We start from the raw sequence: 11741 nt of genomic DNA, 5'->3' as shown, positions 1-11741 counted from the left end.
CGGTAGTTCGTTCCGCTAAGTATACGGCCCGGAAACTCGCGTCAAGCCTAACGTGACGGGTCCGACCCGGCAGCGCGGGATTGTGCCGCCGGTCACTAGAACGTGTTACATTTCGCCGCATGATCCTCGATCGGTTCAAGCTCACCGGCCAGGTCGCGGTGGTCACCGGCGCCGGAAGGGGAATCGGCGCGGCCACGGCCGTGGCCCTCGCCGAAGCGGGCGCCGACGTGGTCATCGCGTCCCGCACCTCCGCTCAGCTCGACGAAGTCGCTTCGCAGGTCTCGGCGGCCCGCCGGCGGGCTTTTCCCGTTCCGGTCGACCTCTCCGCGCCGGAGGCCGCGGCGGAGCTGGCGTCGACGGCGGTGGCGGAGTTCGGCCGCCTCGACCTGGTGGTCAACAACGTCGGCGGCACGTACCCGCGGCCCCTGCTGGAGTCTTCGGTGGACTTCCTGGAGGAGGCGTTCCGCTTCAACGTGGCGACGGCGCACGCGCTGACCGTGGCGGCGGCGCCCGCACTGCTGGAGACGGGCGGCTCGGTCGTCAACATTTCGTCGGTGATGGGCCGGGTGTCGGGCCGCGGCTTCGCGGCGTACGGAACGGCGAAGGCGGCCTTGGCGCACTACACGCGCTTGGCGGCGGCGGACCTGGCGCCCCGGGTGCGGGTGAACGCGATCTCGGTGGGTTCGGTGGCGACGTCGGCCCTGGAGATCGTGGTGGGCAACCCCGAGCTGAAGGCCAAAATGGAGGCCGCGACACCGCTGAAGCGCATCGGCGAGGCCGAGGACATCGCGGCCACGGTGGTGTTCCTGGCTTCCCGGGCCGGCGGGTACATCACGGGCAAGATCCTCGAGGTCGACGGCGGCCTGCAGGCGCCCAACCTGGAGCTGGGCCTGCCCGACCTCGGCTGACGCCGGCGCTCGGAGGCCGGATACGCCGAAGACCGCCACCAGGGCTCCGGCAGCGGCCTTCGGAAAGCGCTCAGCTCTCGTCGGTCTTCTTCGGCTCCTCGGCCGCGGCTTCCGCGCCCTCCGAAGCGGGCTTGTCCGCGGCAGGCGCCTCGGCCGCCACCTTGGCGTGCTCCGGCTCGTCCGCGGTCTCCGCGGCCGGGGCGTCCTCCGAAGCCTCGACCGGGACCTCGTCCGGACCGACAGCGTCCTTGCTCACCAGCGTCTCCGGCGCCTCCCGCGGCCCCCGCTTGCCCGCGAGCACGAAGTACACCACCGCCGCGATGAACAGCAGGATCGACGTCCACACGTTCACCCGCAGCCCGAGGATGTGGTTCGCGGTGTCGGTCCGCATCATCTCGATCCACCCGCGGCCCACCGTGTAGCCGGCCACGTACAGCGCGAACGCCCGCCCGTGCCCCAGCTTGAAGCGCCGGTCCGCCCACACCACCAGCAGCGCGACCAGCAGGTTCCAGATCAGCTCGTACAGGAACGTCGGGTGGACCGGGCTCTCCGGCAGCGGGATGTGCCCCGTCGCGACGCCGTTCAGCAGGTTGTCCGGGTCCTCCGGGTTGAAGCGCTGGAAGACCTCCAGGCCCCACGGCAGGTCCGTGTGCGCGCCGTAGAGCTCCTGGTTGAAGTAGTTGCCGATGCGGCCGATGGCCTGCGCGACGACGATGCCCGGGGCGATCGCGTCCGCCATCGCCGGCAGCGGGATGCCCTTGCGGCGGCACGCGATGAGCGCGCCCACCGCGCCGAGGGCGATCGCGCCCCAGATGCCGAGGCCGCCGTCCCAGATCGCGAACGCGTTCCAGGGGTTCTTGCCCTCGGTGAAGTACAGCTCGGGGTCGGTGATGACGTGGTACAACCGGCCGCCGACCAGGCCGAACGGCACGGCGAACACGGCGATGTCGATGACCGTGCCCTTGGTGCCGCCGCGGGCGGCCCAGCGCCGCTCCCCCCACCAGATCGCCACGATGATGCCGGCGATGATGCACAGGGCGTACGCGCGGATCGGGATCGGTCCCAGGTGCCACACCCCGCGGTCGGGGCTCGGGATCGTCGCGAGGTAGGCGGTCATCACGCGGCCACCGTAGCGCTAAGGCGCCGGCGCCTCCAAGGCGGCCAGGTACCCCGCCACCAGCGCGTGCGCCACCTGGACGACAGCCTGGTCGCGCGGGAGGAACCGTTCGTCGTGCAGGCTGGGCACGCCCGCGGTGTCGCCGAGGCCGACGAACAGCATCAGGCCGCGGGTCGCGCCGCCGCAGTAGTGGGCGAAGTCGTCCGCGCCGAACGACCGGAACCCGTCGTCGACGACGAAGCCGCCGTGGCTCAGCCAGCGTTGCGCCCCCAGCGCCAGCGCCGGGTCGTTGTCCAGCACCGGCTCGCACGGGCTGATCTCCAGCTCGGCGGTGCAGCCGTGCGCCCGCGCGGTGCCGTGCACGATGTCCGTGAGCGCCTCCAGCGCGCTCTCGCGGTCCTTCGCCCGCATCACGCGCAGCGAGCCGAACGCGGTCGCGGTGTTCGGGACGACGTTGGCCGCCGTGCCCGCCTGGAGCCGGCCGATCGAGCAGACCGCGCCGAACACCGGGTCGATCCGGCGGGACGCGAGCTGCTGCAGGCTCACGACCAGCTGCGACAGCGCCAGGATCGGGTCGCGCAGCAGGTGCGGGTAGCCGGCGTGGCCGCCCTGGCCCTGCATCGTGACCTCGAACTCGTCGGTGGACGCGTTCACCGGCCCCGGCACCGCCGCGACGACGCCGTGCGCGATCCGCGGCTGGACGTGCGCGCCGATCACCGCGTCCACCCCGGCCTCGGCCAGCACCCCGGACCCGACGACGTCGAGCGCGCCCGGCGGCGACGTCTCCTCGCGCGGCTGCAGCAACGCCAGAATCGGCCGCGGCACGCCGACGCGCAGCGCCGCGCGGCAGACGGCGACCAGCGCGGCGAGGTGGACGTCGTGGCCGCACGCGTGCATGAACTCGTTGCCCGACGCCCACGGCACGCCGGTGCCCTCCAGCACCGGGAGGGCGTCGAGCTCGGCCCGCAGCGCCACCGCCGGGCCTTCGCCGCCGGGCAGGAGGATCGCGCGGCCGGTCTTGGCGACGCGGACGCCGTCGCCGGCCCCGAGCGCGCCCGCGACCAGCCGGGCGGTGTCCTCTTCGTCGCCGGAACCGCGCGGGTCGGCGTGCACCGCGTGCCGCAGCTCGATCGCCGCGGGCAGCTCGTCCTCGATCGCGCCGGTCCAGGCGTCCCACAGATCACTCACGCGTGCTCCAACCGGTAGATCCTCTTCGCGTTCTCGTGCCCCACCAAAGCACACAGCCGGACGGCGTCCACTTCGGACATCGCACCGGCGGCCAGCCCGGCGCGCAGGAAGTCCGAAAGCCCCTGCCGGAACAGGGCGGTGCCCAGGTGGTACAGCTCGGCCAGGCCGAACGCGTCGGTGGAGAAGAGGACATTCCCGAAGGGCGCGATCTCCAGCAGCTCGGCCAGGATCGCCGGCGCGCGGAACCCCGCATTGTGGGTGGCGAGCCCGACGTCGGCGAACACGTGCTCGAAGACCTGCGCCAGATATGCGGCGTTGCGGTGGAACGGGTAGTTGTGCAGCAGAAGGATCGGCACGCCGCGGTCGCGGGTCGCGCGCAGCAGCCCGGTCAGGTGCAGCGGGTCGCAGCGGTGCAGGTCGACGTCGGAGTCGCCGTAGCCGACGTGGAACTGCACCGGCAGGCCCAGGTCGAGCCCGGTGAAGACGAGGAACCGGTGCAGCACCTCGTCGGCCAGCCGGCCGCCGCCCGCGGCGAGCCACCGGCCGGCGGCGGCTTCGACCTCGGACGGCGACGGCCGCTCCCCCGCCAGTTCCAGGCCGACGCGGTAGGCCGCGATCGACTTGAGCCCGACGGCCGTCTCCGCGCGTTTCCCCAGCTCGTCGGTGAGCGCGGCGGCGAACCCGGCCGCCGTGGTCCCCTGGATGACGTGCTCGGCCACCTGCTCCAGCCGGACGATGTCGTGCGCGCGGGTACCGGCCAGCTCCGCGAACTCGCCGGTCGTGGTCAGCGTGTCCGGCAGGAAACCCCCGTCCAGCAGGAAGTCGGTCGTGCCGGTGGCGCGCAGGAACCGCCGCGCCACCTCGGCCGCGCCCAGCTCGGCGCGGCGTTCGAGGTAGGCGTCGGCCTCCGCGTGCGCGGGCAGGTCGAGCACGGGTGCGCAGCGTGCGCGCACCGCGAGCCCGATCAGCGAATCGAAGAGGCTCGTGCCGAGCGGCGACGTCGTGTCCGCCTCGGTCAGCATCGCCTCGAAGCCCGCGCGGGCCACGTCGTGCCTGACGACGCCGTGGCAGTGGTGGTCCACCAGCGGCAGGTCCGCGACGAACGGGAGCAGGTCGGTCATGCGCCTCCGTCCACGGTGGTCAGCCTCTCCCCCACCCTACGAGCGAACCCGGGCGCGGACAGCACCAAGATCACCGCCAGCACCAGCACGGCACCGGCCACCACGGGGAACCACCGCGCCGGGCCCTCGGTCGGGTACGGCACGACGTTGACGTAGACGGTGTACCCGAGCACGGCGAGCGCGCCGACCGGGAACACGAGGTGCCACGCCGGCACGCGCATCCGCCGCTTGACGAACAGCAGCAGGATCGCGCCGGCCGTCGTGAGCAGGTAGATCACCAGCAGGATCAACGTCCCGATCGAGCCCGACCACGCGAAGGTGTCCGACGCCGTCGCGCCGAAGAACAGCGCGCATACTCCGATGATCAGGACCGCCGCGCCGGTCACCGCGCTGACCGCGGCCACCGGCGTGCCGCGGGTGGACGTGCGGCCGATGCCGCGGCCGCCGTACGCGTCGCGGCCCAGCGCGTAGAGCAGCCGCGACCCGCCGACCACGCAGGCCAGGCAGCAGCCGAACGCGCTGATCGCGGCGCCGACGCTGATGACGTCGCCGACCCACGCGCCGGCGTACCGGCTGCCGAGGTCGCCGAGCAGGGACGGCGAGTCGTGGAACGCCGTCGCGTCCGCGCCGAACGCCATCATCTCGACGGCGGTGACCACGACGAAGTAGATGCCGCCGAAGATCGCCGTGCCGAGGATCGCGCGCGGGATGTTGCGCCGGGGGTCGTGGGTCTCCTCGCCGAGCGTCGCGGCGGCTTCGAACCCGGCGAAGGACAGGAAGCCGAAGACCGCGCCGAGGAACACCCCGGACAGCCCCGTCTCGGGGACGAAGACGTCGAGGGTGAACCGGCCGCCCCCGGGCGCGTTCCCGGCGAGCAGCCGGACCAGGATCACGACCGTGACCAGCAGGATCACCGCGATGGTCGCGCCTTCGACGGCGAGCAGCGTGCTCGTGCCGCGGCGCGCGGGCACCACCGAGAGCAGCCACGCGCCGATCAGCGCGACGGCCGTCAGCACGAACGGCCCCCAGGACGGCGGGTCCGGCCAGATGCCCACTTGCGTCAGGAAGGCCGTGCCGAGCGTGCCTGCGGCCGAGCTGGTGACGACCGCGTAGAAGGTGTACGTGCCGAGGAGACCGATGCCGGAGACGACGCCGGCGCGCGGGCCGAGCGTCGCGCCGACGAACGCGTACACCGACCCCGCGTGCTGGTAGTACTGGCAGAGCTTGACGAAGCCGTAGGCGACCAGCAGCACGCCGACCGCGGAGAGCAGGAAGGCGAGCGGGACGGCGCGGCCGGCGGCGGCCGCGGTCTGCTGGGGGTTGATGTTGGCGGCCATGCTGGGGGCCATCAACGCCACCGACAGGCCGACGGCCTGCCAGACGGAGAGGGAGCGGCGCAGCCCTGGACGGGTTTCGACGGTGTCTGACACGATCTCCACCTCTTTTCTGCGGTGAAACCTCAAGTGAACATCGACGGGAGCACGATGAGCCAGCTCGATCGGGCAGAACTCGCACAACAGGGCGCGCTGCGGGCCGACGCCCTGCGCGCGGCCGGCGTCGAGCTCGTCGCGCTGACCTTCGTGGACAACAGCGGCATCGCGCGCGTCAAGGCCGTCCCGGTCGACCGGCTGTGGTCGGCGGCGGCGTGGGGTGTCGGCGCGTCCAACTCGTTCGACTTCTTCCTGGCCACCGACGACATCACCGACGGCGAGTACTCGCGGGGCCCGGTCGGCGACCTGCGGCTGCACCCCGACCTCGACGCGCTCGTGCCGCTGGCCGCGCAGCCGGGCTGGGCGTGGGCGCCGGTCCGCAAGTACGACCAGGAAGGCGAGCCGCACCCGCAGGACGCGCGGGCGCTGGCCGCGACCGCGGCGGCGCGGGTCGTGGAACTCGGCTACAACGTGCGGACGGCGTTCGAGATCGAGTGGGTGATCACGTCGGCGGACGCACCGGACGACCCGCGCTCGGCCACGGCGGGCCCGGCCTACGGCTTCGCGCGGCTGTCCGCGCAGGCGGCGTACCTGCGCGCGCTGGTGTCCACTTTGACCGCTCAAGGCGTGACGGTGGAACAGATCCACCCCGAGTACGCGGCCGGGCAGTTCGAGCTGTCGGTGGCACCGGACGACCCGGTGCGCGCGGCCGACATCGCCGTGCTGACGCGCGAAACGATCCGGATGGTGAGCGAGCAGCACGGGCTGCGGGCGTCGTTCACGCCGAAGTTCTCGCCGGACGGCGTGGGCAACGGCGGCCACGTCCACCTGAGCCTCTGGGACGGCGACCGGAACCTGTGCGCCGGCGGCGACGGCCGGTTCGGCCTGACACCGACGGCGGAGGCGTTCGGCGCGGGGATCTTTTCGCGGCTGCCGGCGCTGCTGGCGATCGGGGCGCCGTCGGTGGTCAGCTACCTGCGGCTCGAGCCGCACCACTGGGCCGGCGTGTTTTCGGTGTGGGGCCTGGAAAACCGCGAGGCGCCGCTGCGGCTGGTGCAGGGCCCGGCCGGGCAGCGCGACCGGGCGGCGAACTTCGAGGTGAAGTGCTTCGACCTGACGGCGAACCCGTACCTGGTGGTGGCGGCGCTGCTGTTCGCGGGCCTGGCCGGCCTCGCGGCGCCGGCTTCGTTGCCGGAGCCGGTGGACGTCGACCCGGGCACGCTCCCCTCGGCCGTGCGGCTGCCGACGTCGCTGGCGGACGCGGTGGCGGCGTTCGAGGCGGACACGGCGTTGACGACGGCGTTCGGCGCGGAGTTCGCGACGACGGTGATGGACGTGCGCCGCGGCGAGATCGCGCGGCTGGGCTCACTGCCGCCCGGCGAGCTGTGCGCGTTGATGCGCTACCTGCATTGAGACTTCTTCCCTGAGCTGGGGCAGCTTGGCGTAGAGGCGCTCGCCGGGGCATTCGGTGTTGTAGAAGTCGCGGTGGCCCTTGATCTCGTCGACGGGGATGCCGTACTGGCGGCAGATGAAGGCGCAGAAGACGACCAGGGAGGCCCACTGCGCTTCGGGCGGCTCGACGCTGGTGTAGGTGCCTTCGTTCTCGATGCCGATGGCGTTGGTGTTCTGCCCGGGGCAGTGCGCGCCCTGGATCATGGTGGTGCCGCTCCGGAGGGCGTCGAGGCTGCCGTGCCGCCCTTCGAGCCGATACCCGCCGCGGCTGACGGTGAAGTGCTGGCCGGTGTCGGACCAGCCGTTGTTGTCGATGTGGTCGTGCTGATCGTCCCGGGCGACCTGGAAGGCGTGGGCCAGGGAGTAGTCGGTGCTGTTGGGGCAGGCGATGTGGTGGATCAGGATGCGGTTCGCGGGGTGGTCGAGGGTGGTGAGGGCATCGGCCGGCGGGCGGGCTCCCCATTCTGCGCAGGAGTAGATCCGGGGTTCCGTCGCGGCGCGGGCGGCTTGCGGGAGCAGGAGACCGGCGGCTCCTGCGGCGGCCAGGCCGGCGGCGCCGCGGAGGAAGGTGCGCCGCGGGAGGGGTGCGAAGTCCATGGGGTGGAGCTTGGGCCGGCCACGTACAGCTTTCGTACAAAGGCGCGAGTGACCGGCTCAGCCCGCCGAGGCCAGTTCTCCAGCGCCGCTGTAAAGCTCGATCTTGAAGCGGATGTGCTCCTGGTGCTCCTGCAGCCGCGCGATCTGGGACGCCACCCTCGCCTCATGCTCCCGCAGTACTTCGACCCGCTCTTCGCGCGTCGCCTCGCCGGATCGCAGCAGCTCCACGAACCGCAGCATCTCCGCCACCGGCATGCCCGTGTACCGCAGGCACCGCAGCAGCTGCAGGAACTCCACGTCCTGCTCGGTGAAGAACCGCCGCCCACCCGCCGTTCGGCCCACTTCGTGGAGCAAGCCGATGCGCTCGTAGTACCGCAGCGTGTCGATCGTGAAACCGGTCTTCTCGGTCACCTGGGCCGGCGTGTAGGACGTCACCGATCCAGGGTGGCACCTGGAGTGCGCTCCAGGTCAAGCGGTGGCGACCGCCCGGCGGACGCCCTCCGCCAGCTCCGCCGACAGCGCCTGGACGCCGGATGCGCCCTCCGCCGCCGCCGTGACCAGGGCCGAACCCACGATCACCGCGTCCGCGAACGACGCCACCTCGGCCGCCTGGTCGCCCGAGCGGACACCCAGGCCGACGCCGATCGGCAACGACGTGTGCGCCCGCGTGCGGCGGACCAGTGTCTCCGCTCCCGCGCCGACCTGGTCGCGCGCGCCCGTCACGCCCATCACCGCGGTCGCGTAGATGAACCCCGACGACGCGGAAGCCGTCAAAGCCAGCCGCTCCTCCGACGACGACGGCGCCACCAGGAAGATCCGGTCCAATCCATGCGAGGAAGACGCCGAAATCCACGCGGCGGCTTCGTCCGGGATCAGGTCCGGCGTGATCAGGCCGAGCCCGCCCGCCGAAGCGAGGTCGCGCGCGAAACGGTCCACGCCGTAGCGGTTGACCGGGTTCCAGTACGTCATCACGACCGCGCGGCCGCCCCGCGCGGCCACCGACTCGACGACCTCGAACACGTGCTTGAGGCGGAAGCCGTTGTCCAGCGCGGTCACCGACGCGGCCTGGATGGTCGGGCCGTCCATCACCGGGTCCGAATACGGGACGCCGACCTCGATCAGGTCCGCGCCGCCGTCGACGCACGCCGCGATCAGGTCCTTGGACCCGGAAACCGTGGGGAAGCCCGCCGGGAGGTAGCCGACCAGCGCCGCGCGGCCCTCCGCGCGCGTGGCAGCGAAGAGGTCGTCCAGCCCGCTCATTCGTTCACCAGTCCGAACCACTTGGCCGCCGTGTCCATGTCCTTGTCGCCGCGGCCGGAGAGGTTCACGACGATGAGACCCGAAGGACCCAGCTCGCGGCCCAGCACCAGCGCGCCGGCCAGTGCGTGCGCCGACTCGATCGCCGGGATGATGCCCTCCGTGCGGGACAGCAGCTTGAAAGCGTCCATCGCCTCGGCGTCGGTCACCGGCCGGTACTCGGCGCGGCCGGTGTCCTTCAGCCACGCGTGCTCCGGGCCGACGCCCGGGTAGTCGAGCCCGGCCGAGATCGAGTGCGACTCGACCGTCTGGCCGTCCTCGTCCTGCAGCAGGTACGTCATCGCGCCGTGCAGGTTGCCCGGCGTGCCCTTGGTCAGGGTCGCGCCGTGGCGGTTGCCCTCGATGCCCTCGCCGCCCGGCTCCAGGCCGACCAGCCGCACGGACGGGTCGTCGTAGAAGCCCGAGAAGATGCCGATGGCGTTCGACCCGCCGCCGACGCACGCCGCGACGACGTCGGGCAGGCGCCCGGCCTGCTCGAGGATCTGCTCGCGGGCTTCGGTGCCGATGACGTGGTGGAAGTTGCGCACCATCGCCGGGAACGGCGCCGGGCCGGCGGCCGTGCCGAACAGGTAGTGCGTGGTGTCGGCGTTGGTGACCCAGTCGCGCAGGGCCTCGTTGATCGCGTCCTTGAGCGTCCGCGAACCGGTCTTGACCGGGATCACCTCGGCGCCGAGCAGCCGCATGCGGGCCACGTTCAGCGCCTGGCGCTCGGTGTCGACCTCGCCCATGTAGACGACGCAGTCGAGGTCGAGCAGCGCGCACGCGGTGGCCGTCGCGACGCCGTGCTGGCCCGCGCCGGTCTCGGCGATCACGCGCTTCTTGCCCATCCGCTTGGTGAGCAGCGCCTGGCCCAGCACGTTGTTGATCTTGTGGGAGCCGGTGTGGTTCAGGTCCTCGCGCTTGAGGAACACCCGTGCGCCACCGGCGTGCTCGCCGAAGCGCTTGGCCTCGGTGAGCAGCGACGGACGACCGGCGTAGTCCTTCAGCAGGCGCTTGAACTCGGCGTCGAACTCCGGGTCGTGGCGGGCCTTGTCGTACTCGGCCGCGACCTCGTCGACGACGCCGATCAGCGCCTCCGGCATGAACCGCCCGCCGTACGGGCCGTAGTAGCCCCGCTCGTCCGGGTCGTGCTTGTCGTGCTCAGCGGTCACCGCGAAGGCCTCGGGCAGGCGGGGTGCGAACCGGCGGTGACCAGCTTGACCAGGGCGCCCTTCGGGTCGCCGGACGCGACGAGACCCTCGCCGACCAGCACCGCGTCGGCGCCGTGGCCGGCGTAGGACATCAGGTCGCCCGGCCCGCGGACCCCGGACTCGGCGACCTTGTAGACGTCCATCGGCAGGCCGGGGGCCAGCCGCGAGAAGACGTCCCGGTCCACCTCGAGGGTGTGCAGGTTGCGCGCGTTGACGCCGATGACCTTGGCGCCCGCCTCGAGGGCCTTGTCGGCCTCCTCGGCGTTGTGGATCTCCACCAGCGCGGTCATGCCGAGGGACTCGACGCGGTCGAGCAGCGCGACGAGCGCGTTCTGCTCCAGCGCGGCGACGATCAGCAGCACCATGTCGGCGCCGTGCAGGCGGGCCTCGTGCACCTGGTAAGGGCTGACGATGAAGTCCTTGCGCAGGATCGGGATGTCGACCGCCGCGCGGACCGCGTCGAGGTCGGCCAGCGAGCCGCCGAAGCGGCGCTGCTCGGTGAGCACGCTGATCACGCGCGCGCCGCCGTCTTCGTAGTCCTTCGCCAGCGCGGCCGGGTCGGGGATGTCGGCCAGGTCGCCCTTGGAGGGGCTGCGCCGCTTGACCTCGGCGATGACGCCGATGCCGGACTCGCGCAGCGCGGACATCACGTCGCGGGGCGCCGGGGCGGCCGCCGCGCGGATCTTCAGCTCGTCGAACGGCAGCACGGCCTCGCGTGCCGCGAGGTCCTCGCGCACGCCGGCGACGATGTCTTCGAGCACGGTCACCGGGCGCCCCCGCCCGGGCACGTGCTCACGGATTCACTCGCAAGGTCGCTCACAAAAACCTTCCCCTTCCCGCCGAAACGATGCTAACCCCCGCATCTCGAGCGCCCGGTTCCGGGTGCGGGCGTTACTCCGAATGCCTCCTCCCGACATCGGTCGGGTCCTCCCCTTCCGACAGCGCTTCCCACAGCTCGGCGTCCGGATCGCGGACCTTCTTCCGGGTCGCCGGCGCCGCGTACTTGGTGCCGAGCCGCGCCGTCCCGGCCGCGCCCTTGACGGCTGCCAACCCGCCGGCCGCGACGAGAATTCCCCCCAGCACGGCCAGGCCGCGTCCCAGCAGCAGCTGCGTCACGGGCAGACCGTCGGCCCAGCCGGAGAACTTCACGCCGGACACGCCCGACCAGACTGCGGCGACGCCCGCCAGCGCCAGCACGACGCCCAGCACGCGCCGCGCCCAGCCGCCCGTCGCGATCACCCCGGCCACGCCGGCCAGGGACAGCAGGGCCAGCGGCACGAGCGCCGTCGCGCGCTGCTCGCCGGTCTCGCGGTAGAGGACCGTGCCGCGCACGCCGCCGTCGCGGAACTCGGCGAACCACGTCAGCCGTGACGCGCCCCACAGCGCCAGCGCGCCGAGCAGGAGCGCGGCGACGATCATCC

12 protein-coding genes are annotated in these 11741 nt (G+C 72.4%); 2 read left to right on the top strand and 10 right to left on the bottom strand.

Features of this window, described 5'->3' with window-relative positions:
* The first annotated feature begins 119 nt into the window (after positions 1 to 119).
* A complete protein-coding gene (locus AB0J40_RS00465; protein ID WP_364445638.1) occupies positions 120 to 908 on the top strand; it encodes an SDR family oxidoreductase in 789 nt (262 codons plus the stop codon).
* Positions 909 to 978: 70 nt separating this feature from the next.
* Here AB0J40_RS00465 and lgt read toward each other — a convergent pair whose 3' ends face one another.
* The 4 genes from lgt to AB0J40_RS00445 are packed head-to-tail and all read right to left on the bottom strand — an operon-like array spanning position 979 to position 5764.
* Positions 979 to 2025, bottom strand: coding sequence for a prolipoprotein diacylglyceryl transferase (lgt, locus tag AB0J40_RS00460; protein WP_364445636.1), 1047 nt, complete (start codon positions 2023 to 2025; stop codon positions 979 to 981).
* Between the two features lie 18 nt (positions 2026 to 2043).
* The gene (locus tag AB0J40_RS00455; RefSeq protein WP_364445634.1) at positions 2044 to 3213 is read right to left on the bottom strand and encodes an amidohydrolase; all 1170 of its coding nucleotides are present in this window, start codon (positions 3211 to 3213) and stop codon (positions 2044 to 2046) included.
* Positions 3210 to 4334, bottom strand: coding sequence for an amidohydrolase family protein (locus AB0J40_RS00450; RefSeq protein ID WP_364445632.1), 1125 nt, complete (start codon positions 4332 to 4334; stop codon positions 3210 to 3212). Before AB0J40_RS00450 ends, AB0J40_RS00455 begins: the two co-directional genes overlap by 4 nt.
* A complete protein-coding gene (locus tag AB0J40_RS00445) occupies positions 4331 to 5764 on the bottom strand; it encodes an APC family permease (RefSeq protein ID WP_364445630.1) in 1434 nt (477 codons plus the stop codon). The genes AB0J40_RS00450 and AB0J40_RS00445 overlap by 4 nt, the downstream gene beginning before the upstream one ends.
* A gap of 54 nt (positions 5765 to 5818) precedes the next feature.
* Between AB0J40_RS00445 and AB0J40_RS00440 the strand changes: the two genes are divergently transcribed.
* Complete coding sequence (locus AB0J40_RS00440; RefSeq protein ID WP_364445629.1) at positions 5819 to 7177, top strand: glutamine synthetase family protein; 1359 nt, start codon at positions 5819 to 5821, stop codon at positions 7175 to 7177.
* Here the strand turns inward: AB0J40_RS00440 and AB0J40_RS00435 are convergent.
* The 6 genes from AB0J40_RS00435 to AB0J40_RS00410 form a co-directional block, all read right to left on the bottom strand.
* Positions 7130 to 7813 carry a peptidoglycan recognition family protein gene (locus AB0J40_RS00435; protein ID WP_364445628.1) on the bottom strand — a complete coding sequence of 228 codons (684 nt, stop codon included), beginning with the start codon at positions 7811 to 7813 and terminating at the stop codon, positions 7130 to 7132. The genes AB0J40_RS00440 and AB0J40_RS00435 overlap by 48 nt on opposite strands.
* Positions 7814 to 7870: 57 nt before the next feature.
* On the bottom strand, positions 7871 to 8248 hold the full coding sequence (locus tag AB0J40_RS00430; protein WP_364445626.1) for a MerR family transcriptional regulator: 378 nt from the start codon (positions 8246 to 8248) through the stop codon (positions 7871 to 7873).
* 33 nt (positions 8249 to 8281) lie between these two features.
* Positions 8282 to 9073 (bottom strand): tryptophan synthase subunit alpha, encoded by a 792-nt coding sequence (trpA, locus tag AB0J40_RS00425; protein ID WP_364445625.1) that lies wholly within the window; start codon positions 9071 to 9073, stop codon positions 8282 to 8284.
* Entirely contained in the window at positions 9070 to 10299 is a 1230-nt protein-coding gene (gene trpB, locus AB0J40_RS00420; RefSeq protein ID WP_364447216.1) for a tryptophan synthase subunit beta, read from the bottom strand. Before trpB ends, trpA begins: the two co-directional genes overlap by 4 nt.
* Positions 10278 to 11087: an indole-3-glycerol phosphate synthase TrpC gene (gene trpC, locus AB0J40_RS00415; RefSeq protein ID WP_364445623.1), complete on the bottom strand. Its 810-nt coding sequence runs from the start codon at positions 11085 to 11087 to the stop codon at positions 10278 to 10280. The genes trpB and trpC overlap by 22 nt, the downstream gene beginning before the upstream one ends.
* 124 nt (positions 11088 to 11211) lie before the next feature.
* A complete protein-coding gene (locus AB0J40_RS00410; RefSeq protein WP_364447214.1) occupies positions 11212 to 11739 on the bottom strand; it encodes a Trp biosynthesis-associated membrane protein in 528 nt (175 codons plus the stop codon).
* Positions 11740 to 11741: the final 2 nt, after the last annotated feature.

This window comes from Amycolatopsis sp. NPDC049691 (genome assembly GCF_040675005.1).
Classification (GTDB): domain Bacteria; phylum Actinomycetota; class Actinomycetes; order Mycobacteriales; family Pseudonocardiaceae; genus Amycolatopsis.
Note: the sequence above shows the minus strand (reverse complement) of the source record. Positions and strands in the feature narration are given on the sequence as shown.